Source organism: Hydrogenophaga sp., from assembly GCF_018780385.1.
GTDB lineage: Bacteria > Pseudomonadota > Gammaproteobacteria > Burkholderiales > Burkholderiaceae_C > Hydrogenophaga.
In genome coordinates this window covers 55,276-77,132 of record NZ_JADMJO010000004.1, presented here as the reverse complement: position 1 = coordinate 77,132, position 21,857 = coordinate 55,276, and the positions used below count along the sequence as shown (strand labels likewise).

Annotated in this window: 22 protein-coding genes; 10 read left to right on the top strand and 12 right to left on the bottom strand. The window is 65.4% G+C overall.

Going from position 1 to position 21,857, the window contains the following annotated elements; translation table 11 throughout:
• The first annotated feature begins 179 nt into the window (after nt 1–179).
• The 6 genes from IV113_RS04655 to IV113_RS04630 all read left to right on the top strand — a co-directional run bounded on the left by IV113_RS04655 (nt 180) and on the right by IV113_RS04630 (nt 7,412).
• A complete protein-coding gene (locus IV113_RS04655) occupies nt 180–548 on the top strand; it encodes a glutaredoxin domain-containing protein (RefSeq protein WP_291081347.1) in 369 nt (122 codons plus the stop codon).
• Nucleotides 545–919 carry a hypothetical protein gene (locus IV113_RS04650; protein ID WP_291081345.1) on the top strand — a complete coding sequence of 125 codons (375 nt, stop codon included), beginning with the start codon at nt 545–547 and terminating at the stop codon, nt 917–919. The genes IV113_RS04655 and IV113_RS04650 overlap by 4 nt, the downstream gene beginning before the upstream one ends.
• Before the next feature lie 232 nt (nt 920–1,151).
• Nucleotides 1,152–2,399, top strand: a complete 1,248-nt coding sequence (locus IV113_RS04645) for an efflux RND transporter periplasmic adaptor subunit (protein ID WP_291081343.1) — start codon at nt 1,152–1,154, stop codon at nt 2,397–2,399.
• Nucleotides 2,400–2,412: 13 nt separating this feature from the next.
• The gene (locus tag IV113_RS04640) at nt 2,413–5,655 is read left to right on the top strand and encodes a multidrug efflux RND transporter permease subunit (RefSeq protein WP_291081341.1); all 3,243 of its coding nucleotides are present in this window, start codon (nt 2,413–2,415) and stop codon (nt 5,653–5,655) included.
• Nucleotides 5,648–7,111 carry an efflux transporter outer membrane subunit gene (locus IV113_RS04635; protein ID WP_291081339.1) on the top strand — a complete coding sequence of 488 codons (1,464 nt, stop codon included), beginning with the start codon at nt 5,648–5,650 and terminating at the stop codon, nt 7,109–7,111. Before IV113_RS04640 ends, IV113_RS04635 begins: the two co-directional genes overlap by 8 nt.
• Before the next feature lie 58 nt (nt 7,112–7,169).
• Complete coding sequence (locus IV113_RS04630; RefSeq protein WP_291081337.1) at nt 7,170–7,412, top strand: DUF2789 domain-containing protein; 243 nt, start codon at nt 7,170–7,172, stop codon at nt 7,410–7,412.
• A gap of 46 nt (nt 7,413–7,458) precedes the next feature.
• Here the strand turns inward: IV113_RS04630 and IV113_RS04625 are convergent, their stop codons facing one another.
• The 4 genes from IV113_RS04625 to IV113_RS04610 form a co-directional block, all read right to left on the bottom strand.
• Nucleotides 7,459–7,767, bottom strand: a complete 309-nt coding sequence (locus IV113_RS04625) for a c-type cytochrome (protein WP_291081335.1) — start codon at nt 7,765–7,767, stop codon at nt 7,459–7,461.
• 79 nt (nt 7,768–7,846) lie between these two features.
• Nucleotides 7,847–9,124: a PQQ-dependent sugar dehydrogenase gene (locus IV113_RS04620; RefSeq protein WP_291081333.1), complete on the bottom strand. Its 1,278-nt coding sequence runs from the start codon at nt 9,122–9,124 to the stop codon at nt 7,847–7,849.
• A 114-nt stretch (nt 9,125–9,238) separates the two neighbouring features.
• Nucleotides 9,239–10,459 (bottom strand): cation:proton antiporter, encoded by a 1,221-nt coding sequence (locus IV113_RS04615; RefSeq protein ID WP_291081331.1) that lies wholly within the window; start codon nt 10,457–10,459, stop codon nt 9,239–9,241.
• Between the two features lie 151 nt (nt 10,460–10,610).
• Nucleotides 10,611–11,171 (bottom strand): outer membrane beta-barrel protein, encoded by a 561-nt coding sequence (locus IV113_RS04610; protein ID WP_291081329.1) that lies wholly within the window; start codon nt 11,169–11,171, stop codon nt 10,611–10,613.
• 258 nt (nt 11,172–11,429) lie between these two features.
• On the opposite strand from IV113_RS04610, the gene IV113_RS04605 reads away from it, so the two are divergent.
• The 4 genes from IV113_RS04605 (at nt 11,430) to IV113_RS04590 (ending at nt 14,128) form a co-directional block, all read left to right on the top strand.
• Nucleotides 11,430–11,957 (top strand): pyridoxamine 5'-phosphate oxidase family protein, encoded by a 528-nt coding sequence (locus IV113_RS04605; RefSeq protein WP_291081327.1) that lies wholly within the window; start codon nt 11,430–11,432, stop codon nt 11,955–11,957.
• A complete protein-coding gene (locus IV113_RS04600) occupies nt 11,954–12,220 on the top strand; it encodes a hypothetical protein (protein ID WP_291081325.1) in 267 nt (88 codons plus the stop codon). The genes IV113_RS04605 and IV113_RS04600 overlap by 4 nt, the downstream gene beginning before the upstream one ends.
• Before the next feature lie 105 nt (nt 12,221–12,325).
• Nucleotides 12,326–13,582 (top strand): Hsp70 family protein, encoded by a 1,257-nt coding sequence (locus IV113_RS04595; RefSeq protein ID WP_291081323.1) that lies wholly within the window; start codon nt 12,326–12,328, stop codon nt 13,580–13,582.
• A gap of 57 nt (nt 13,583–13,639) precedes the next feature.
• Complete coding sequence (locus IV113_RS04590; protein WP_291081321.1) at nt 13,640–14,128, top strand: hypothetical protein; 489 nt, start codon at nt 13,640–13,642, stop codon at nt 14,126–14,128.
• 19 nt (nt 14,129–14,147) lie between these two features.
• On the opposite strand, the gene IV113_RS04585 is transcribed toward IV113_RS04590, so the two are convergent.
• The 8 genes from IV113_RS04585 to IV113_RS04550 all read right to left on the bottom strand — a co-directional run bounded on the left by IV113_RS04585 (nt 14,148) and on the right by IV113_RS04550 (nt 21,765).
• Nucleotides 14,148–15,224 (bottom strand): aldose epimerase family protein, encoded by a 1,077-nt coding sequence (locus tag IV113_RS04585; RefSeq protein ID WP_291081319.1) that lies wholly within the window; start codon nt 15,222–15,224, stop codon nt 14,148–14,150.
• A 5-nt stretch (nt 15,225–15,229) separates the two neighbouring features.
• Nucleotides 15,230–16,141: a 5-dehydro-4-deoxyglucarate dehydratase gene (gene kdgD / locus IV113_RS04580; protein ID WP_291081317.1), complete on the bottom strand. Its 912-nt coding sequence runs from the start codon at nt 16,139–16,141 to the stop codon at nt 15,230–15,232.
• Nucleotides 16,142–16,177: 36 nt separating this feature from the next.
• Nucleotides 16,178–17,155, bottom strand: coding sequence for a tripartite tricarboxylate transporter substrate binding protein (locus IV113_RS04575; RefSeq protein WP_291081315.1), 978 nt, complete (start codon nt 17,153–17,155; stop codon nt 16,178–16,180).
• An 18-nt stretch (nt 17,156–17,173) separates the two neighbouring features.
• Complete coding sequence (locus tag IV113_RS04570) at nt 17,174–18,466, bottom strand: TRAP transporter large permease (RefSeq protein WP_291081313.1); 1,293 nt, start codon at nt 18,464–18,466, stop codon at nt 17,174–17,176.
• On the bottom strand, nt 18,457–18,945 hold the full coding sequence (locus IV113_RS04565) for a TRAP transporter small permease (protein ID WP_291081311.1): 489 nt from the start codon (nt 18,943–18,945) through the stop codon (nt 18,457–18,459). The genes IV113_RS04570 and IV113_RS04565 overlap by 10 nt, the downstream gene beginning before the upstream one ends.
• Nucleotides 18,946–19,011: 66 nt before the next feature.
• Nucleotides 19,012–19,974, bottom strand: coding sequence for a TRAP transporter substrate-binding protein (locus IV113_RS04560; protein WP_291081309.1), 963 nt, complete (start codon nt 19,972–19,974; stop codon nt 19,012–19,014).
• A 73-nt stretch (nt 19,975–20,047) separates the two neighbouring features.
• Nucleotides 20,048–20,950 carry an SMP-30/gluconolactonase/LRE family protein gene (locus tag IV113_RS04555; RefSeq protein ID WP_291081307.1) on the bottom strand — a complete coding sequence of 301 codons (903 nt, stop codon included), beginning with the start codon at nt 20,948–20,950 and terminating at the stop codon, nt 20,048–20,050.
• A 5-nt stretch (nt 20,951–20,955) separates the two neighbouring features.
• Complete coding sequence (locus tag IV113_RS04550) at nt 20,956–21,765, bottom strand: NAD(P)-dependent oxidoreductase (protein WP_291081305.1); 810 nt, start codon at nt 21,763–21,765, stop codon at nt 20,956–20,958.
• Nucleotides 21,766–21,857 lie beyond the last annotated feature (92 nt).

The window sequence follows — 21,857 nt, the reverse complement described above, 5'->3', positions numbered from 1 at the left end:
AGGGAAACTCTGTAGCCTGAGCGCCTTTCGTCCGGTGTCGCCGCCCACCAGGATTGAAGTGATCGTCTCCCATACGGATCTCGGTTCGACGGCTTTGCGGTAGGCAGTTCAGCGCCGAGGGCGAATCGACAGCGGCGGATGCCACTACAGTTCGCATCTTCCAACCCTCAGGACACACCATGCCCCGCCCCGTTCTCGACGAAGCCGCCATCCACCCCGCCATCCAGCAGAAAGTGGCCAACCTCAACAGCGACTTGCTGCGCCAGGTCCAGGCCGACGTGGCTTCCAACGCCGTGATGGTGTTCGGCATGTCGGGCAACCCCTGGGTGGGCAAAGTCCGCAAGACGCTGGCTGCAGCCGACGTAGCGCATGGCTATCTGGAGATCGGCAGCTATTTCTCGCAGTGGCGCCGGCGCAATGCGCTCAAGATGTGGACCGGCTGGCCCACCTTTCCCATGGTGTTTGTGCGCGGCGTGCTGGTGGGGGGCGCCCAAGACGTGCAGCGGCTCGCCAGCTCGGGTGAACTGAAACAACTTCTGGCCCCATGAAGCCAGGATCCCGCTCAACGAAACCCGAAGTCTGGCGCTGCGACGTGGGCGGCGCGTCGGTGGCGGTGCTCGACATCCCCGGCTCGCTGGATCGGCATCGCAGCTTCGATGTGGACGCGACACTCGTGGTGCGCGTGCCACAGCCGCTGGACGGCGCCTGGCACGAACTTGTCGTGGAACTCGACGGCAAGCGTCAATGGTCGCGTCGCATTGCCAGCAACAGCCCGGGCCAGACCGACGGGCTGGACTACCACTGCCGCGTGGAACTGGCACCCGGGCGGGCATTGCGCATCCGAGCGGTGGCGGCGGTTTCGGGCTCGGTCGTGCGCCAGCTGGCGGTGGAAGCCCGGGAAGAACTGCCGGGAGGCTGACGTCCGGCATTGGTGACGTTTGTTCACAAACACGGCGGCAACGGGGCCCCCGTTTAAAAGACCTTTTGCCCGACGCAGGCCTCCTCTTTTGGGGGTCGACCAAACCGGGTGAGTGGTCGTATGCTCGCGCGGTCGATAGAGACCCGATTGGAAAGTTCTCGAAGCGTCAACGCGCTGCACGGAACTTGATGGCGCACTTTCACCGTTGCGCCTTCCTGGTTCGGGAACGGTCATGAACCTTTTCAGGCAGTTGCACATGAACAATTCGTCGCGCGCTCCGCGCCGGGGCATCCCTCTGGCGTTGTGGTCTCTTTTTCTGGTGGCCACGTCCTGGCTGAGCGGTTGCGGCGGACCGGCCGACGCGCAAGGCGGTCCACCCCAGGCCGCGCCGGTGAGCGTGGCCCCCGCGGTGGCCCGCACTGTGTCCGACAGCGAGACCTTCAGCGGTCGGCTGGAGGCGGCTGAATTCGTGGAACTGCGGCCTCGGGTGGGCGGGGTCGTGGACAAAGTCCACTTCACCGATGGCGCGCTGGTCTCCAAAGGCCAGTTACTGTTCACCATCGATCCGCGCCCTTTCCAGGCCGAGGTCGCCCGTGCCGAGTCGCAACTGGCCGCCGCGCGCTCGCGCGCCGAACTCGCCACCACCGAGGTGGCCCGCGCGCAGAAACTGCTCGATGCCAAGGCCGTTTCGCGCCAGGAATTCGACCAGCTCTCTTCCAGCTCGCGCACCACCGACGCCGACATCAAGGCCGCCCAGGCCGCGCTGCGGGTGGCGCAACTCAACCTGTCTTACACCACCGTGCGCTCACCGATCGCCGGGCGCGCCTCGCGGGCCAATATCACGGCCGGCAACCTGGTCAACGAGCAGAGCGTGCTCACCTCGATCGCCGGCGTCTTGCGGGTGCACGCCTACTTTGACGGCAGCGAGCAGACTTTCCTGCGCATCCGTGCGACCAACGAGAAGAAGCCCGCTGTGCGCATGGGTCTGGCCAACGAAGAGGGCTTTCCTCACGTGGGCACGCTCGATTTCGTGGACAACCGCCTCAATTCGCAGACGGGTGCGATCCGCCTGCGCGCCAGCTTTGACAACAGCAAGGGCCAGTTCGTGCCCGGTCTGGCCGCGCGCCTGACCATGGCCACCAGCGCGCCGTACGCGGCGGTGCTGGTGCCCGAGCGCGCCATCGGCACCGATCAGAGCAAGAAGTTCGTGGTGGTGGTGGGCGCCGACGGCCAGCCGCAGTTCAGAGGTGTGCAGCTCGGCGCATTGCAGGGTGGCATGCGCGTGGTGGGTGGCGGTCAGATCAAGGCCGGCGAGAACGTGGTGGTGGACGGCCTGCAGCGCATCATTCCGGGTGTGCCGGTGGCGCCGCAGGTGCTGCAGGTGGATGCCCAGGGCATGCCGATTCCGGCCGCACCCGCAGCGCCGGCCGGTGGCCCTGCGCCGACGTCGCAGCGCGCCACCGACGCCCGCGCGGCCTGAGCGGAGCGCCACCATGGACATCTCACACTTTTTCATCGACCGGCCGCGCTTTGCCGCCGTGTTGTCGATCTTCATCTTCCTCATCGGCACGCTGGCCATCTTCCAGTTGCCGCTCTCCGAATACCCCGAGGTCGCGCCACCGCAGATCGTGGTGCGCGCGCAGTTTCCTGGCGCCAACCCGCGTGTGATCAGCGAGACCGTGGCCACGCCGTTGGAGGAGCAGATCAGCGGCATCGAGAACCTGCTGTACTTCGATTCGCAGGCCACCGCCGACGGTGCCATGACGCTCACCGTCACCTTCAAGATCGGCACCAGCCCCGAAGCCGCTGAAACCGCGGTGCAAAACCGCATCAATCGCGCGCTGCCCCGTCTGCCCGAGATCGTGCGCCAGATCGGCGTGACCACTGAAAAAAGCAGCCCCAACCTGACCATGGTGGTGCACCTGGTGAGCCCGGACAACAGCCGCGACGCGCTCTACCTGCGCAACTACGGCCAACTGAATGTGCGCGACGATTTGCTGCGCATTCCGGGCATGGGCTCGGTCATTCTGTTTGGCGCGGGCGACTACGCCATGCGCGTCTGGCTCGACCCCACCAAACTCGCCGCGCGCGGCCTCACCACAGCCGAAGTCATCGGCGCCATCCGCGAACAAAACGCACAGGTGGCCGCCGGCACCGTGGGCGCGCCGCCCGCACCCACCGGCACCGAGTTCCAGCTCGCCGTCAACACGCAGGGCCGCCTGACCACCGAGGAGCAGTTCGCCGACATCATCATTCGCGCCGAGCCCGCCACCGGAGGCATGATCCGCATCCGCGACATTGGGCGGGTCGAGCTGTCGGCCGGCAGTTATGCGCTGCGCAGCCTGCTCAACAACAAGGAAGCCGCGGCCATCGCGGTGTTCCAGGCACCGGGCTCGAATGCACTCGCGCTCTCCAACAGCGTGCGCGAGACCATGGAACGGCTGAAGGCGAACTTCCCGCCCGGCATGAGCTACAGCATCGTCTACGACCCCACGCGTTTCGTGCAGACCTCCATCGAGAAGGTGGTGATCACGCTGCTGGAGGCCATCGCGCTCGTGGTGCTGGTGGTCATCGTCTTTCTGCAGACCTGGCGCGCCTCGCTCATCCCGCTGCTGGCGGTGCCCGTGTCCATCGTCGGCACCTTTGCCTTCCTGTTGCTGCTCGGTTATTCCATCAACACGCTCACACTGTTTGGCCTGGTGCTGGCCATCGGCATCGTGGTGGACGACGCCATCGTGGTGGTGGAAAACGTGGAGCGCAACATCGAGGAGGGCCTGTCGCCGCGTGACGCCACCATCCAGGCCATGCGCGAGGTCTCGGGACCCATCATCGCGATCGCGCTGGTGCTGTGCGCGGTGTTCGTGCCGCTGGCGTTTGTGCCCGGCCTGACCGGCCAGTTCTACAAACAGTTCGCCGTCACCATTGCCATCAGCACGGTGATCTCGGCCTTCAACTCGCTCACGCTCAGCCCGGCGCTCTCGGCGCTGCTGCTGCACCCGCACGACCAGTCGCCCGACCGGCTCACGCGCGCCATGGACAAGGTGTTCGGCCCCTTCTTCCACTGGTTCGACCGCGTGTTCCACCGCGGCAGCGAAGGCTATGGCCGCCGCGTGGGCTATATCGTGAGGCACAAGACGGCCTCGCTCGCGGTCTACGCCATCCTGCTGGGCGCCACGGCGCTGCTGTTCACGCGCATCCCCGCCGGCTTCGTGCCCGCGCCCGACAAGCAGTACCTGATCGGCATCGCGCAGTTGCCAGCAGGCTCGTCCATCGACCGCACCGACAAGGTGATCCGCGAGATGAGCGACATCGCCTTGAAGGTGCCCGGCATCATCGATTCGGTGGCCTTCCCCGGCCTGTCCATCGCCGGCTTCTCGGCCGCGCCCAACGAAGGCATCGTCTTCTTCGGTCTGGCGCCGTTTGAAGAGCGCACCACGCCCGAGCTCAGCAAGGGCGCGATCCTGGGGCAGGTCAACGGTGCGATCCAGCAGATTCAAGGGGCACGCATGTTTGTGGTGCCGCCGCCCGCGGTGGACGGCCTGGGCAACGCCGGTGGCTTCAAGCTGCAGGTGCAGGACCGGGGTGGTCTCGGTGAGCAGGCGCTGTATGGCGCGGTGTGGGGCACGCTGGGGCAGGTGTACGGCAACCCGAAGTCGAGCATCGGCACGCCGTTCTCGGGCTACGACATCAACGTGCCGCAGCTCTACGCCAACGTGGACCGCACACGCGCCAAGCAGATGGGCATCAACCTCGCCGACATCTACGACACCATGCAGGTCAACCTGGGCTCGCTCTACGTGAACGACTTCACCCAGTTCGGCAAGACCTACCAGGTGGTCGTGCAGGCCGACGCGCCGTTCCGCAACAACGCCGAAGCCATCACCAACCTCAAGACGCGCAACGCCGCCGGCGAGATGGTGCCACTGGGCGCACTCATGACGGTGGAGCCCACCTTTGGCCCCACGCGCGTGACGCGCTACAACGGCTTCCCCTCGGCCGACATCAACGGCGCGCCCAACCCGGGCTTCTCGTCCAGCCAGGCCGAGGCCGAGATTGAAGGCCTGCTCAAAAACACGCTGCCGCGCGGCATGAGCTACGAGTGGACCGAGTTGAGCTACCAGGACCGCCTCACACGCGACATCACCCTGCCGGGCACACAGACCAAGGTGCCCATCCTCGCGGCGGTGCTCGCCATCTCGGTGCTGCTGGTGATTCTGGTGCTGGCCGCGCAGTACGAAAGCTGGAGCCTGCCGATGGTGATCGTGCTGATCGTGCCCATGGGCATTCTCTCGGCGCTGTTCGGCGTGTGGCTCTCCAGCTTTCCACCGTTCTCGCAGCCGGGTGATCTCAACATCTTCACGCAGGTGGCGCTGGTGGTGCTGGTCGGCCTGGCCTGCAAAAACGCCATCCTGATCGTGGAGTTTGCGAAGGAGCTGGAAGAGCGTGGCGAAGAGCTGTTTGCCGCCATCGTGCACGCCTGTCGCATGCGGTTGCGCCCCATCTTGATGACCTCCATCGCGTTCTGCGCCGGCGTGATTCCGTTGATTCTGGGCAGCGGCGCGGGCAGCGAAATGCGCCGCGCCATGGGCATTGCCGTGTTCTCCGGCATGTTGGGCGTCACCTTGTTCGGCATCTTCCTGACACCGGTGTTTTATGCGCTGCTTCGCAGCCGCCGCCAGGCCCGCCACAGGGCCACCGCACCCCACGTGGCGGTACAGGGAGCCAACCATGAATAAGCGTTTTGTGCCCTCTGTGCTGTTCGCCGCCGTGCTTGCCGGTTGCAGCGCTGTCGGCCCCGACTACCAGCGCCCCACCAGCGCGGTGGATGCCGGATTCATTGCCGCAGGTGCCGCCGCCGTCAACGCACAAGCACCCGCGACCGACATTGCCACCTTCTGGCGCGGCTTCAACGACGCACGCCTGAACGCCCTGATCGAACGCGCCCTGCAAGCCAACGGCGACGTGCGCATCGCGCAAGCCCGTCTGCAAGAGGCGCGCGCCAACCAGGGCGAGGCGGACGCGGCAGGCCTGCCCGGTGTGGGCGTGGACGCCAGCGCCGAGCGCTCCATCCGGCCCATCACGCAACAGCCCGGCACCACCCGCAGCGCACGCACCGGCACCGCGTACGACGCCAGCTTTGTGGCGAACTGGGAGATCGACCTCTTTGGCGGCGTGCGCCGGGGCCGAGAGGCCGCGGCCGCCCTCGTGAGTGCCAACGAAGCCGGCCTGAACGCCGCCCACACCGCCGTGGCGGCCGAGGTGGCGCGCAACTACCTGGAACTGCGCGGCCTGCAGGAGCGCCTGCGCGTGACCGACGCCAGCCTGGTGAACCAGCGCGATGCGCTGGGCATCACCAACGCCCGCGTGGACAACGGCCGCGGCACCCAGCTCGATCTGGCGCGCGCCCGCGGTTTGGTGGCCAGCACCGAAGCCGCGCTGCCGGCGTTGCAGACCGCCATCGAGCGAAGCGTGTTCCGCCTGGCCACGCTCACCGCGCAAGCACCCCGCCCTCTGCTGGCCGAGCTCAGCGCACCCGCGCCACTGCCCGGCCTGCCCGTGACCGACCTGGCCACACTGCCGCTGGGCACCCCCGAACAGTGGCTGCAACGCCGCCCCGACCTGATGGCCGCCGAACGCGAACTGGCCGCCGCCACTGCCAACATCGGCGTGGCCACCGCTGCGCTGTACCCGCGCCTCTCACTCTCGGGTCTGCTGGGTCTGAACGCTGCGCGCATTGGTGATTTGAACGACAGCCAGTCGGCCCGCTACGCGGTGGGCGCGGGCATCAGCTGGACCCCGTTCGACTTCGGCGCCATCCGCTCGCGCATTCGCGCCACCGAAGCGCGCGCCCAGCAAAGCCTGGCCAGCTTCGAGCAGACCGTGGCCGTGGCGCTGGAAGAAACCGAAGGCGCCTTCAGCAGCTACAGCCGCAGCGCACAACGCGCCGACAGGTTGGACGTGGCCGCGCGCAGCGCCGAAGAAGCCGCCGGACTGGCCCGGCTGCGCTATGACGCCGGCGTGACCGACTTCCTGGCCGTGCTCGACGCCGAACGCGAAGTGCTCAACACGCGTGACCAACTCGTGCAGGCCCGCGTGGGCACGGCGACTGCGCTGGTGACGGTGTACCGGGCTCTGGGCGGCGGGTGGACACCGACCACCGCAGCGGCCACCACCGTGGGCCAGAACCGGTAGTGGTCGCGCGGCGGGGGAGTACCCTTGACGCAATCCATCTGTCTGCAAGGTACCCACCATGGAAAAGTCATTCCACCGCTTCTCGGATCTGTTCGCCCAACTCGGCCTGTCTTCCGACCCCGAGTCCATCGAAGCTTTCCTGCTCGATCACTCGCCCCTGCCCGACGATGTGCGCCTGGCCGATGCGCCGTTCTGGTCAGCGGCGCAAAGCGCGTTGCTGCGCGAAGAAATTCTGGAAGATGCGGATTGGGCGGAGGTGGTGGATCAGTTGAATGTGGCGCTGCGAGGGCCGGTGGTGTGATTCGACCGCGACCTGCGTGCGTGGGGAGTTGACCGTCAAGAAGGGCTCATTTGAGCCCCAGAATCCACCGCGCCAGTGTCATTGATTCATCTTCCGAAACCTGGGTTTGCGGCGGCATCGGAACCGGACCCCAGACGCCCACACCCCCTTCACGGATCTTCCTGGCCAACACCACGTCGGCGCCTTGGGCATCCGCATATTTGGCTGCGACGCTTTTGAAAGAAGGACCCAAGGTGTTCCTGTCTATCCTGTGGCAGGCGAAACAGTTCTTGGTCTTGTAGAACTCGTCGTCGGCGTGCGCAGTGCCTCCCGGCAACCACATGGCCAGCGCTGATAAAAGCAGGATCGGTTTCATCTTGGAAATTGTTTGAAAGTTTGTGAGGGCCAACGGGCCCCCACAAACGATGATTTCAAAGACCACCCGTGGTGAGCCATCAACTCGGCGTCAGGCGCGCGATGGTTCCCTCGTCGTTGGCCACATACAGGTTGCCATCCGGCCCCTGCACCAGTGAACGGAAACGCACCGCGGGCATGGGCAGGTTCACCGTTGTGCGGGTTGCAGTCAGACCATCACGCGAGATGTCCAGCACGTCCAGGCGATTGCCGACAGGCGTTCCGTGGATACCGATGCCGCCGAAGCCGACGATCATCCGGCCGTTCCACCCTTTCCATTGCGGACCACTCAAGAAGGTGGCACCGAACATCCCCTGCGACAGGCCGTCGTTCGTCCAGGCCGGCTTCATGGCGTTGGCGTAGGTCTTGGTGTCGGTCATCGGCATGAATGCCGATCTTTGCTTCGGATCCACGGCGCCCATCTGATTGGGGCTGTAGCCACAGTAGTTGTCCGGGCAGGCGCCGCGGCCGGCCCTGTTGGGGCGGGGATCCCAGCCGGCGTTGCCGCCGGGCACCAGGGCAGTCACTTCGTCGGTGTGCCAGGGTCCGTTTTCCGCGGTGTACGCCTGGTTGGTGCCCGGGCGGAATGTGATCCCTTGAGGATTGCGATGGCCGTAGGTGTAGACCCGAGGATCAAACCCCGCCGGTGCGCCATTGCCCGGGGCGGCTTTGCCATCACGATCAATGCGCAGGACCTTGCCGCCAATGAGAGTGGGGTGTTGAGGCACCTCACCGTTGTGTGTGTCGCCGGTGGTCACGTACAGAAAACCGTCACCCGGGTTGAAGCGAATCCGCCCACCGTTGTGGGCACCGGGCCCGCCAAAAGGATGGTCGCTGGCACGAGGCTTGTACTGAATGTCGGCCACGATATCCGTGCGGTCGGACACGGCGGTCATGTTGTCGTTGACCTTGAGCCGCATCACACGGTTGGTTCCGGGTGCGGTCAGGCTTGAGGTCGAGTAGACATAAATGAAGCGATTGCTGGCAAAGCCGGGATCAACGGCCACCCCGGCCATGCCGGCCTGTCCTTCACAGAACAGATCGCTCGCAGTCGAGGCGTAACCCGTGGCGTCTTTCATGCCGAGCAACTTCACCACCGTGCCACTGGGTTGGCGAACCGACAGACCCAGGCACTTCTCGGTGAAGAACATGGTGCCATTGGGAAGGAATGCCATGTCCCACGGACTGTCGAGCTTGGTCAGCACAACGGCGTGCGAGAGCGTGGGAGCAGTGGTTTGACTGCCGGCGGGGGGGGCACCGGACGGGGTGGCGCAAGCGGCGAGTGCGCAGGGAAGCGCCGCGATCAATAGCCGATTCATCTGATGTCTCCTTAGTGGTTATTTACTCTTCCACCGCCTCCGGAGAAAGAGGAATTAAATGCTAAGGGTGTGAATCCTGGCGGTCAAGGGACACTGCACCATCAAGGCCCTCGTTCACATCTGGCCGGTCTCTCGGTATCGTTCCCGCATCTTTTGGTCGACGATGGCATTGAACGAGATGGGTGCCAGCAGCGTTGTCACCACGCCCATCAGAACCAACACTGAAAACATGCCCTGACCGATGAAGCCGCGCTCCAGCGCGATGCTGGCGACCACCAACTCCATCGCGCCTCTGCCGTTGAGAATGAAACCCAGGCCCAGTGCCTCGCGGTTGGACATGCCTATGGCTCGTCCGCCGAGCCAGCCGGCCAGCACTTTCGACGCGATGGCTGCGGTCAACACCGCGGCGACAAAGGCGACATCGGCCAGCGCCGATATCTGGAACTCCAGCCCCAGGTAAGCAAAGAACACCGGTGCGAGGAAACCACCGGTGATCGAGCTGAGCGTGCGGCGCAGGTCGGTGTAACGCGCAGGCACGAACTGGCGTTTGTCCAGCAGCAAGGCCCCGAAGAACGCACCGATGACGAAATGGAAGCCCAGGCTCTCGCTGAGAGAACCGAAGGCCAGCACGAACACGATGACGATGCCGAACACGGCCTCGGGACCGAACAACGCGGCCAACCTCTCCGGCCCTGCAGACACATCGACACCGCGCCGGTGAAGCAGGTCAAGCAGCGCATTCAGGCCGAGCACAGCCAGCGCAAGCACCAGCAGCTTGAGCGTCACCACACCACCGGTGGACAGGATTGCGGCCCAGCTGGTTTGGGCGGGCAGAGCCAGCAGCACGCCAAGGATGAACAGCGCCAGAATGTCGTTGATGACCGCCGTCGACACCGAATAGCGCCCGATGGCGGTCTGCAGCAAGCCCATTTCGTCGAGCATCTTCACCGCCACGGGCATCGCCGTGATGGAAATGCACAGACCCAGAAAGATGATGCGCATCAGGTCCTGGTCGAACGCCCAAGCCACGGCCGCACCCGCGCAGAAGGGCAGGAAGAATGCGACCATCGCCACGATGAAGCCACGGCCGCGCATGGCAGCCTGCACATCCTGAAAGCTCATCTCCAGGCCGGCGTCGAGCACGACCAGGAAGATCGCCAGGGATGCGATGCCCGACAGCGCCAGATTCGGTTCGACCAACCCCAGAATCGCCGGCCCGAGCAGTATGCCCGCCATCATTTCGCCGACGATGGCTGGCTGGCCCCAGCGTGTGAACAGATGTCCAAGCACGCGCGCGAGCACGATCAGAGTCAGCAAGCTCGTCAATATCTGCATCGTGGTCCCTGAGTGACAGTTTTGGTTGCTGCCAAGTGTCGCTCAGTCGCACCTTGCCCTCAGGGGGAGAAGCCAAAAGCCTGGGGGGAATGACCGCCAGCGACCAGCTGAACGGTCACGGGGCCGATGCTGCGACGGCCCGCAACGGAACTTAGAACCGCATGCCGTAGGCGAGCGCAACGCCCTGAGCCTTCGCGCCGTCGTCCTTGTAGTAGCTCGTCCAGTTGGCCTGCAGGTACGAGGTCTTGGTCAGATTCAAGTTCACACCCACGCCGTAGGCCGCGCTCGTGTCGGTATCGCTGACGCTCACGCCGCCAGCGGACACCGAGAGCTTGGTGCGCAGATAGCCCAGGCGGGCAAACAGTTCAACACCTTCGCTCACCTTGAAGCCCGGCTTGATGAAGAAGCCGTAAGCGTTGTTGATCTTGGCGTTGACGCCCGAGGGAGCGCCGTTGAGTTCGATCTCGTCCTTGGTCAGGCCCAGGCCCAGGAAACCTTCGACGGCGAGGTTGGGGTGCAGCTGGTAACCGAACACGCCGGTCAGGGCGCCGGGGCTGGCTTTCAGGGTGTCCGTGCCATCGGTGGCGTCAAGGCCAATGGCGGCGTAGCCAATTTCAGCGTACATCTTGGTGGGTGCCTGCACTTGGGCCTGAGCACCTGCGGCAGCGACGGAGAGGACGGCTGCGGCGAGGGCTTTGTATGAGAGGTTCATGTAGAAATATGTAAAAAATAGGTGGAAAAAGTTAGCGAGAGCGGCCAGCGTAACAATGAAAAGACCATACGTTTCAATAAGTTGTGGGTGAGCAACGCATCTTCTGAAAACGTCCCCCAAATGTGTGTTGCTTCAAAAAACCGATCTCAGCGATTCGGGCTCATCCGGGCTTGTCATTCGCGGGTTCGATAGCGCACAGACCCGGGAACTGCATTTTTTTAGGGTGTATGCCTGTTCTCTCAACGACAAGGCGCACCGATGAACATCGAAACCCAGACCTCTGCCGAGCTCAAGCACATCGCCGAGCTGATCAAGGACATTGCCACCTCGATGCTGACCACCATCGAGGCCGACGGCTCACTGGCCAGCCGGCCCATGTACGCACTGGAGATGGACGCCAGCGGCGCCATCTGGTTTTTCACCGACACGCGATCCTCCAAGGTGGAGCACCTGGGTGTGGCCAATCTGGCTTTCACCGATCTGGACGACAGCACCTATGTATCGCTGTCGGGGCACGGCGAGATCGTGACCGACCGTGGACATATCGAGCGCCTGTGGTCGCCGTTTGCCCGGCCCTGGTTTCCAGAGGGCCCGGACTCGCCCTCGCTGGCTTTGCTGAAGTTCGTGCCGCATTCCGCCGACTACTGGGACGCGCCCAACAGCAAAATGGTGCGCGCGGTCAGCGACCTCGTGTCCATCGTGGCTGGCAAACCCATCGGCATGGGCGAGCACGGCTCGCACGAGGGACTATCGGGTGGTGCGATGCGCGCTGGAGGTCGCCCGTGAAAAAGACCGTCAAGCCCCAAGAGCCCCAACCGCTGGAGGGGACGCCCTTGAAGCTGCCGCACGAGCGGGACGAGCACACGGACATGACCGACGACAAGCCCGACCCGGTCATCCTGCAGGCCTACAAAGACCTGAAGCAAGGCCAGGTCGACACCGACATGCGGGCCACGCCGGGACAGGACGCGGAACAGCGCGCCCGCAACGTGCCGGGTGCCGGTGGGCAACTGCCGCGCCAGGACAAGAAGAGCGTCCGGCGCAAGTAGCGGGAGCTTGCAGAAGGTCTGCCACACATCGGTGGCAGAATCCGCGCTCCCCATGAGCCGGCGCTTCCGTTCGTGTCTCGGGGGTCACTTCCCACCCGCTCCCCCATGACTCCTCCGCTCCACGGCACGCTCGGCATTGATTTCGGCACTTCCAACTCCGCCATGGCGTGGGCCGATGTGCGGGGCACCGCGCGCTTGATTCCGCTGGAAGGGGCGTTGGTCTCCATGCCCACGGCGGTGTTCTACAACTCGGAAGACAGCAGCACGCATTTCGGCCGCGACGCGGTGGCCCAGTACCTCGCCGGCACCGAGGGCCGTTTGATGCGCTCGCTCAAGAGCTTGCTGGGCAGCCCGCTGCTGCTGGAGACCACGGTCGTCAACCACCAGCAGATCAGTTTCCAGGACATCGTGGCCACCTTCCTCGCCGCGCTGCGCGAGCGTGCGGCGCAGTCGCTGGGCGTGGCGCCCACCAAGGTGGTCATGGGGCGGCCGGTGCATTTTGTCGACGACGACCTGGAGCGTGATGCGCTGGCGCAAGACTCCCTGCTGCAGGCGGCGCAGGCCGTGGGATTCAGGCAGGTGTCGTTTCAACTGGAGCCGATCGCCGCTGCGCTGGACTACGAGCGGCGTCTGGAGCGCGAAAGCGTGGTGCTGGTGGTGGATCTTGGTGGCGGCACGTCGGATTTCACCGTGGTGCGGCTGGGCCCACAGCGCATGAAACTGGCTGACCGCGCGGGCGATGTGCTGGCCACCACCGGTGTGCACATCGGCGGAACCGACTTCGACCACAAGCTCAGCCTGGAGCAGGTCATGCCCCTGCTCGGCTACAAGCACCTGGGGCCGCAGCAGCGCGAGGTGCCCAGCCGCGTGTTCTTTGACCTCTCCACCTGGCACCTGATCCAGTGGCTGTACCAGCCGCGCGCCTTGAGTCAGGCGCAGCAATTGCGCGTGAATTACACCAACGTGGCGCTGCACGAGCGCCTGATGAAGGTGCTCAAACACCGCGACGGCCACCGCATCGCGCACGAGGTGGAGCAGGCCAAGATCCGCTGCTCGGAGCAGGACGGCGCCACGCGGGTGGATTTGTCCGAAGTGGAGCGCGGGCTCGGCGCGGCCATGGACGCGGACGCGATGCGCGACCACTTGGGGCACCTGCTCGCGCGCACCGTGGCCTGCGCGCGCGAATGCGTGCAACGTGCCGGCCTCACCGACAGCACGCTGGACGCGATCTACCTCACCGGTGGTTCCTCGGCCTTGCGGCCATTCCAGCGCGCGCTGCAGGCCGAGTTCCCCGGCGTGGCCATGGTCGAGGGTGATCTGTTCGGGGGCGTGGCCTCGGGCCTGGCCTACAGCCGCTCGTGAACTTGCGCCCGGGAACACGCTCAAACCTGGCTTCGTCGTGAACGCGGGAGTCGAGTGATGCGCATGTCCTCGTGGAGTCTGATCGGTGTCGTCTTCTTGTCAGCCTGCAGCGGCTACGCGCCGCCCAAGGACGTGATCGGGGCCACAGCCGAGCAAATCGTGACCGTCATGGGGCCGCCGGAAACGAGGCGGCAGGTGGACGGCGGCACCCGGCTGGAGTTTCCACGTGGTCCCTATGGCCGCCACACCTGGTTCGTTGACCTGGATGCCTCCGGGCGTGCCATTCGCGCAGAGCAGGTGCTGACCGAAAAGAACTTCCTGCACATCAACCCCGGCATGGATCAGGACGAGGTTCGCCAAAGGCTGGGTCGTCCGGGTGAGGTGCATGGGCTGGCGCGTTCCCGTGGCGTGGTCTGGAGCTACCGCTACGAGAATCCGTTTTGCCTGTGGTTTCAGGTCGAGATTTCCGAAGAGCGGAAGGTGCGTTCGGCCGGGCATGGGGAGCCACCGGAATGCAACCGACGGAACAGGGTCTTCATCCCCTGAGCAAGCGGCCATGGCCCGGTCAGGCCAACGCTGAGGTCACGCCGAAGCGATAGACCGTGGTGCCCCGGTAAGGCCGTCCCGGTGCCACCACGTTTTGCGGCAGCGTCGGGCAGTTGGGCGCATTGGGAAACCACTGCGGCTCCAGGCACACGGCCGAGCGCGGACGGTGCCGCACGCCCCGTTTGCCCACATCGGGCTTCTCGGCCACGCCCAGCTGGCCCGCGGTGTACACCTGCAGCAAGGGCTCCGTGGTCCACACATCGAGCGAGCGGCCGCTGGCTTCGCTGCGCAGTTGCGCACACAGGCGTGCTTCGTTGCCCAGGTGGGCCTCCAGTGGATAGCTCAGGTCGATGTCGGGCAGCGCGCCCAGCATTTTTGCGCTGCGCAGGTCGTGCACATGGCCGTTCAACGACACGCGTTCGCCGGTGGCAATGCCGTCAAGCCCGGTGGCCAGCACCTCGTTGGCATGTGGCACGTGCAACACATGGCCGTCGATGGTCTGGCCTTCGGTCACCCCGTCGAGGTTGAAATAGATGTGGCTGGTGAAGCTGGCTGGGCCGGCATCGTCCAGCGCGGTGGCCAGGTGCTCGATCACCAGCGCGTTGTCGTCGGTCAGCCGGTAGGTGAGCTGCAGGTCGAGCGTGCCGGGGAAGTCGTCTTCCGCGGTCAGAAAACGGTGGCGCAGTTCCAGCGTCTGCGCGTCTGTTTGCGTGGCGTCAAAGGCGCGGTGCCGCGCGCCACGCGGCCCGCCGTGAATGCAGTGGGCCCCGGCATTGGGCGCGAGGCGGTGTTCCTGGCCAGCGAGCGTGAAACGCGCGCCACCGATGCGTCCGGCGTAGCGCCCCACGAACGCACCCATGGAGGGTGAGCCGGTGAGCACGGCATCCAGGCTGTCGTAGCCCAGCGCCACATCGTCCAGCACCCCCTGCCGATCCGGCACCACGATCTGCAGCACCTTGGCGCCGAGGTTCGTGATCGCTACCACCATGCCGCGCGCGTTGCGTAGCAGGAAGAGGGCGGTGGGCCGGCCGTCCACGGTGCCCGTGAAACGGGCCGGATCGAGCAGGTGCGGGAACGGTTGGGGTGCTTGGCTCATCGCCCTTATTGTGGGCCGAGCGAGCGGATGAGCTGGTCGAGCTGTTCCATCTCGGCCGGCTTCAGGTCGGTCAACGGTGCGCGCACCGGGCCGGCACCGTGGCCCACCAATTGGGCACCCGCCTTGACGATGCTCACCGCGTAGCCCTGGCATCTGTTGCGGATGTCCAGGTAGGGCATGAAGAAGGACTTGAGCAAGCGGTGCTGCGTGGCGTGGTCGTCGGTGCGCACGGCCTCATAAAAGTCCATCGCGGTCTTCGGAATGAAGTTGAACACCGCCGACGAATACACCGGTGTGCCCAGTGCCTTGTAGGCCGCGGCATACACCTCGGCCGTGGGCAGACCGCCCAGGTAGGAGAAGCGCTCGCCCATCTTCAGGTAGATCGACATCATCATTTCGATGTCGCCCACGCCGTCCTTGAAGCCGATGAGGTTGGGGCAACGGTCGGCCAGGATCGCGAGCGACTCCGGTGTGAGCTTGCAGACGTTGCGGTTGTAGACGATCACGCCGAACTTCACGCTCTTGCAGACCTGCTCCACGTGGGCGATCAGGCCTTCCTGGCCAGCCTCGGTGAGGTAGTGCGGCAGCAGCAGCACGCCGTGCGCGCCCAGGCGCTCGGCCTCCTGTGCATGCGCAATGGCGGTGCGGGTGGGGCCACCCGCTCCGGCAATGATGGGCACCTTGCCGCGGCAGGTGTCCACCGCGGTCTTCACCACGGCGCCGTATTCCGGGCCACTGAGCGAGAAGTACTCGCCCGTGCCACCCGCCGCGAACAGGGCGCTGGCCCCGTAGGGCGCCAGCCATTCCAGCCGGGCGGCGTAGCCCTTGGCGTTGAACTCACCTTGTGCGTCGAAGTCGGTGACGGGGAACGACAGCAGTCCGCTGCTGACGATGGATTTGAGATCCTGGGGATTCACGTAAGCGTCCTCTTCTTGAAAATAGTGTTGAAAAAATCAGTCAAGCTTGATGTTGGCCTCGGCCACCACCTCACCCCAGCGCTTGCGCTCACGCTCGAAGAGGGCGTCCTGCTCGGCGGGCTGCATGGTCACCACCTCGGCACCCTGACCGGTCAGGCGCGCGCGCACATCGGGGCTGCGGATGATCTTGATCAGCTCGCTGTTCAGGCGCGCGATGATGGCCGGCGGTGTGCCGTTGGCCACCAGCACGCCTTGCCAGGTGCCGGACTCAAAACCGGTGACGCCTTGTTCGGCCAGCGTGGGCACGTTGCCCACCAGCGGCATGCGTGTTTTCTTGGAAATGCCCAGCACCTTGAGGCGCCCGCTCTGCACGTGCGGCAGCGTGGCCAGCATGCCGTTCATGATGACCTGGGTCTGACCCGCCACGGTGTCGGTCACGGCCTGCGAGCCGCCCTTGTACGGCACGTAGATCCATTTCGCGCCGGTGGCGCGCTGCACGGCCACACCGGCCACGTGCGGAGCGCTGCCCACGGCCGTCACGGCGAAGTTCAGGTCCGAGGTCTTGGACAGCTCGACCAGTTCTTTGAGGTTGTTCGCCTTGACCGAGGGGTGCACGGCCAGCATGTGCGGCGAGTAGGCCAGCATGGTCACGCCGCGCAGGTCTTTGCTGGGGTTGAACGCCAGCTTGGTGTAGACCGAGGGGCTGATGGCCAGCGCGCCCACGTCGCACAGCAGCATGGTGTGGCCGTCGGGTGCGGACTTGGCCACCAGGTCGGCGCCGATGTTGCCGTTGGCACCGGCGCGGTTCTCCACCACCACCGGTTGACCCAGACTCTCCGAGAGCAGCTGGCTGATGGCGCGCGCGATGATGTCGGACGAGCCGCCGGGTGGGTAGGGCACGATGAGGCGCACCGGCTTGTTGGGAAAGCTCTGCGCGTACGCTGGCAGGCCCACGGTGGCCAGGGCGGCAGAAGCAGCGGACGTGGCAATGAGTTGCCTGCGGTTCAATGACATGGAGATCTCCTTGAGGGGTTATTTGACGAGGCTGGGCAGCCAGAGCGAGAACGCGGGGATGTAGGTGACCAGCAGCAGGCACACGCCCAACGCGCCGTAGAACGGTGCGATGGTGCGCATCACCTGGCCGACCGAAATGCCACCGATGGCGCAGCCCACGAACTGCACCGAACCCACGGGTGGGGTGTTGAGACCGAGCGCGCAATTGATCAGGATCACGATGCCGAACTGGATCGGGTCCATGCCGAATTGCATGGCGATCGGCAGGAAGATCGGCGTGCAGATCAGGATGGTGGCCGCCATGTCGAGGAAGGTGCCGAGCACGAACAGCAGCAGGTTGATCATGAGGAAGATCACCCACGGCTTGTCCGACACCGCCTTCATGAGCTCGCCCGTGATCTGCGGGACTTCGTACAGCGCCATGAAGTAGCCGAAGGCGGCCGAGATGCCGATCAGCAGCAGCACCACGCCGGTCGTCTTGCAGGCTTTGGCGCAGGCCTTGATGAAGTTGGTCCATGACAGCGAGCGGTACACCAGGGTGGTGATGAGCAGCGCCCAGGCCACGGCGATCGAAGCCGACTCGGTGGCGGTGAAGGCGCCCGAGAGGATGCCCACCAGGATGATCACCACCACCATCAGGCCGGGCAGCGATGCCAGGAAGGCGGCGAGCACCACGGTCCAGCCCACGAAGCCACCTGCGCGCACCGGGTAGCCCCGACGGACGGCCACCCAGTAGGCCGCGGCCAGGTTGCACACCGTCAACAGGATGGCGGGCATCAGGCCGGCGAGCATCAGGCTGAGCACGCTGACCGAGGCGATGCCCGAGGTGGCGAGTGTGAAGATGATCAGGTTGTGTGAGGTCGGCATGATGGCGCCGACCAGCGAAGCGTGGGTGGTGACGTTGACCGCGTAGTCGGCGTCGTAACCCTCTTTTTTCATCAGCGGAATCATCACCGAGCCGATCGCGGATACGTCGGCCAGCGGCGAGCCGGCGACACCGCCGAAGATGGTGCAACCCAGCACGTTGCTCATGCCCAGGCCGCCGCGCACGTGGCCCACCAGGCTGTTGGCAAAGCGCACGATGCGGTCGGCGATGCCGCCGTACAGCATGAGCTCGCCGGCGAACACAAAGAACGGGATGGCCAGGAAGCTGAACACCTGCATGCCTCCCACCATCTTCTGGAACACCAGGGCCACGGGCAGACCGGCGGCGATGATGGTGACGACCGAAGACAGACCGATGGCGAAGGCCACCGGCACGCCGATGAGCAGGAACAGCGTGAAGCTGACGGCGAGGATGGTCAGTTCCATGACGGCTCCACGATCTCGCTGCGCAGCATGGCCAGGAAATGTTCGATCGAGAACATGACGATCAGCACGCCGGCGACCATCAGCGGGATGTAGTCCATGGCTTCACTCACGCCCAGCAGTGGCTTGGTCTCGGCCCACTTGGCGCTCGCCCAGATCCAGCCACCGTAGACCATGAGTGCGCCGAACACGCCGACCAGCACATGGATGAGCAGTTCCACCCGCAGGCGCCAACGGTCGGGCAGCAGCACCACCATGGACTCCAGGCCGATGTGCCCCGCGTCGCGCACGCCCACGGCCACGCCGAGCGCGGTCACGTACAACACCAGCAACAGCGCGAGCGCCTCTGCCCAGGTGGGGGTGTCGTTGAAGACGTAGCGCCCGATGACCTGGTACTGGACGCACAACACGAGTGCGATCAGTCCGACCACCGCGAGCATCAGGCTGAGCCGGGAGAGGCCGGCACAGAGCTTGGTGTACATGAAATCTCCTGGGCAGTGCCCGGCCACCGTCCACACAGTGGGACGGGGCCGGCGGGTGCGGGTTGTTTACTTGGTGTCCTGAATCGCTTTGACCAGGCGCTTCAGATCCGGGGTGGTCATGAACTTGTCGTAGACCGGGCCCATCACCGCCTGGAACGACTTTTTGTCCACTTCGGCGATCTCGGCGCCGCCAGCCTTCACCGCCGCGAGCGACTTGGCTTCCTGCTCGTCCCACTTCTTGCGCTGGAACGCCACCGATTCCTTGGCCGCGGCGCGCACCATGTCCTGCTCGGCCTTGGGCAGCTTGTCCCAGGCGATCTTGGACATCAGCAGCATCTCGGGCGCCATCGAATGTTCGGTGCGCGAGTAGTACTTGGCCGACTCGTAGTGCTTGGTGGACTCGAACGAGGGAATGTTGTTTTCCGCGGCGTCGATCAGGCCGGTCTTCAGGCCCGTGTAGACCTCGCCGAAGGGCATGGGCGTGGCGTTGCCGCCCATGGCGCCGATCAGCGCGACCCACAGCTCGGACTGCTGCACGCGCACCTTCAGGCCCTTGACGTCGGCCACGGTCTTGATCGGCTTCTTCGAGTACAGCGAACGCGCGCCGCTGTCGTAGAACGCCAGGCCGATGAAGCCCTGCTCTTCGCACGACTTCAGGATCTCCTCGCCGGCCGGGCCGTCGAGCGACTTGCGCATGTGCTCGACCGAGCCGAACAGGAACGGCATGGTGGGCACCTGCGTCTTCTGGCAGATCGCGTTCATCGGGCTGATGTTCACGCGTGTCATCTCCAGCGCGCCGATCTTCACCTGGTCGATGGTTTCCTTCTCGGTGCCCAGTGCGCCTTTGTTGAAGACCTTGATCTTGTGTTTGCCGCCGCTCTTCTTGTCGAGCAGCTCGCTCATGTACTTGACGGCGGCCACGGTGGGGTAGTCGTCGGCGTTGTGGATGTCGGCCGAGCGGAACTCGGTGGCTTGCGCGGTGAGGGCGGCGCAGGCGGCCACGATGGTCAGAAGGGGTTTGAAGTTCATGTCGTCCTCGGTGTCGTCGGTTGGTTGGATGGTAAAAGTTGGGGGCCTGGGGCCTCTTGTCGGAATTCGGGGATCAGGTGTTGCAAAGGGGTTCGGGCAGTCCGCGCACGCCAGGGTGCAGCGCAAACACGCCGCCAGCCAAGGGCTGGTCGGACAGATCGCCTCCGGGCCGGATGGAGGTGACGAACAGGGTGTCGAGCCCGCTGCCGCCGAAGGCGCACATCGCGGGCTTCTTCACCGGCACGGCGAGTGAGCGGTCGAGTCGGCCATCGGGTGTGAAGCGGTGCACCAGGCCGGCGTCGTTGCCGCAGATCCAGTAGCCGCCGTCCTCGTCCACCGCCGCGCCATCGGGCCGGCCGGGCAGGGGCTTCATGTCGATGAACACGCGCTGCTGGCTCGGCGTGCCGCTGTCCTTGTCGTAGTCGAAGGCCCACACGGTCTGCACGTCGGGGTGCGAGTCCGAGAGGTACATCGTCTGGCCGTCGGGGCTGAAGGCCATGCCGTTGGGCGTGATGAAGCCGCCCTGCAGCGTGCGCAGCGAGCCGCCATCGAAGGCGTACACGCTGCCCGCAGGCGCGGCGAGCGACATGTCGGACACCATGGTGCCGGCGCGCAGACGGCCCTGGCGGTCGCAGCGGCCGTCGTTGAAGCGCATGCCGCTCTGGGGATGCTGCACGGTGGCCTGCGGTTCTTGGTCGAGCGTGCCGTCTTCATGCGGTGTCAACACGGCCACGCCGGTTTCCATCGCCGCGACCCAGCGCCCGTGGGGTGTGGCCTCGCTGCCCGCTGCGAGCGCGACGCAGCCCGTCATCTCGGGTGTGGGCCACTGGCGCGACTGGCCGGTGCTGGCGTTCCAGCACCAGAGCGCACGGCCCGGGATGTCGACCCAGAACAGGCACTGGCGCTGCACGTCCCAGACGGGGCTTTCGCCCACGCCGTTGCGCGCGTCGATCAGCAGTTCAGCGGTGGAGTTCATGGCGTTCAAAACGGGCCGGCCTTGACGAAGCCGCCGCCCTGGTAGATGGCTGCCGGGTCGCTCAGATCCGGTGCGCTGGTGCGGGCGTAAATGGCTTCGCGGAACACATCAGAGGTGTCTTTCGCGACAAAGCCCACGTGGCGCGCCCGGCTGTTGTCCCACCAGGTCACGGCGTTGTTGGACATGCCGAACACGATGCTGTGGCCCAGCACGGGCGTGCTCAGGCAGGCGGTGATCAAGCGGTGCAGGTCGTCGAAGCTCAGCCAGGTGGCCAGCATGCGGCGGTCTTTCGGCTCGGGGAACGAGGAGCCGATGCGAACGCAGGCGGTCTCGATGCCGTGGCGGTCGAAGTAGAGGCGCGCGAGGTCTTCGCCGAAGGCCTTGCTCAGGCCATAGAAGCCGTCGGGGCGGGCCGGGTGGTCGGCGTGGATGGTTTCGCTCTGCTTGTAGAAGCCGGTCACGTGGTTGGAGCTGGCGAACACGACGCGCTTCACGCCATGTTTGCGCGCCGACTCATACAGGTGGTACGCGCCCACGATGTTGGCCTGCAGGATGGCGGCGAACGGCGCCTCCACCGAGATGCCGCCCATGTGCACGATGGCGTCGCATCCGGCCACCATGGCGTCGACTTCGTCGGCGTTGGACAGGTCGGCCAGCACGATTTCTTCGCCGGCTTGCGCGGCGCCCAGGCCCGCCTTGTCGGAAAGGCGCAGCACCTCGCAGTTGCCCTTGAGGCGCTCGCGCAGCGCGGTGCCCAGGCCGCCGGCGGCGCCGGTGAGCAGCAAGCGGTGGTGGGTTTTCAAGGTGTTTTCCATGGGGCTCGGCGGTCTGGACTGAGGTTTTTCGGAGGCATTTTTTCGAAGGGCTTGGACTTATCGCAAGTGCTTTGCTACAGTCCGCACATCTT

Excerpts from the sequence above, each read along its gene's own strand:
- IV113_RS04655 (WP_291081347.1), top strand. The coding sequence starts at position 180 with ATGCCCCGCCCCGTTCTCGACGAAGCCGCCATCCACCCCGCCATCCAG.
- IV113_RS04650 (WP_291081345.1), top strand. The coding sequence starts at position 545 with ATGAAGCCAGGATCCCGCTCAACGAAACCCGAAGTCTGGCGCTGCGAC.
- IV113_RS04645 (WP_291081343.1), top strand. The coding sequence starts at position 1,152 with ATGAACCTTTTCAGGCAGTTGCACATGAACAATTCGTCGCGCGCTCCG.
- IV113_RS04640 (WP_291081341.1), top strand. The coding sequence starts at position 2,413 with ATGGACATCTCACACTTTTTCATCGACCGGCCGCGCTTTGCCGCCGTG.
- IV113_RS04635 (WP_291081339.1), top strand. The coding sequence starts at position 5,648 with ATGAATAAGCGTTTTGTGCCCTCTGTGCTGTTCGCCGCCGTGCTTGCC.
- IV113_RS04630 (WP_291081337.1), top strand. The coding sequence starts at position 7,170 with ATGGAAAAGTCATTCCACCGCTTCTCGGATCTGTTCGCCCAACTCGGC.
- IV113_RS04625 (WP_291081335.1), bottom strand. The coding sequence starts at position 7,767 with ATGAAACCGATCCTGCTTTTATCAGCGCTGGCCATGTGGTTGCCGGGA.
- IV113_RS04620 (WP_291081333.1), bottom strand. The coding sequence starts at position 9,124 with ATGAATCGGCTATTGATCGCGGCGCTTCCCTGCGCACTCGCCGCTTGC.
- IV113_RS04615 (WP_291081331.1), bottom strand. The coding sequence starts at position 10,459 with ATGCAGATATTGACGAGCTTGCTGACTCTGATCGTGCTCGCGCGCGTG.
- IV113_RS04610 (WP_291081329.1), bottom strand. The coding sequence starts at position 11,171 with ATGAACCTCTCATACAAAGCCCTCGCCGCAGCCGTCCTCTCCGTCGCT.
- IV113_RS04605 (WP_291081327.1), top strand. The coding sequence starts at position 11,430 with ATGAACATCGAAACCCAGACCTCTGCCGAGCTCAAGCACATCGCCGAG.
- IV113_RS04595 (WP_291081323.1), top strand. The coding sequence starts at position 12,326 with ATGACTCCTCCGCTCCACGGCACGCTCGGCATTGATTTCGGCACTTCC.
- IV113_RS04590 (WP_291081321.1), top strand. The coding sequence starts at position 13,640 with ATGCGCATGTCCTCGTGGAGTCTGATCGGTGTCGTCTTCTTGTCAGCC.
- IV113_RS04585 (WP_291081319.1), bottom strand. The coding sequence starts at position 15,224 with ATGAGCCAAGCACCCCAACCGTTCCCGCACCTGCTCGATCCGGCCCGT.
- IV113_RS04575 (WP_291081315.1), bottom strand. The coding sequence starts at position 17,155 with ATGTCATTGAACCGCAGGCAACTCATTGCCACGTCCGCTGCTTCTGCC.
- IV113_RS04570 (WP_291081313.1), bottom strand. The coding sequence starts at position 18,466 with ATGGAACTGACCATCCTCGCCGTCAGCTTCACGCTGTTCCTGCTCATC.
- IV113_RS04565 (WP_291081311.1), bottom strand. The coding sequence starts at position 18,945 with ATGTACACCAAGCTCTGTGCCGGCCTCTCCCGGCTCAGCCTGATGCTC.
- IV113_RS04560 (WP_291081309.1), bottom strand. The coding sequence starts at position 19,974 with ATGAACTTCAAACCCCTTCTGACCATCGTGGCCGCCTGCGCCGCCCTC.
- IV113_RS04555 (WP_291081307.1), bottom strand. The coding sequence starts at position 20,950 with ATGAACTCCACCGCTGAACTGCTGATCGACGCGCGCAACGGCGTGGGC.
- IV113_RS04550 (WP_291081305.1), bottom strand. The coding sequence starts at position 21,765 with ATGGAAAACACCTTGAAAACCCACCACCGCTTGCTGCTCACCGGCGCC.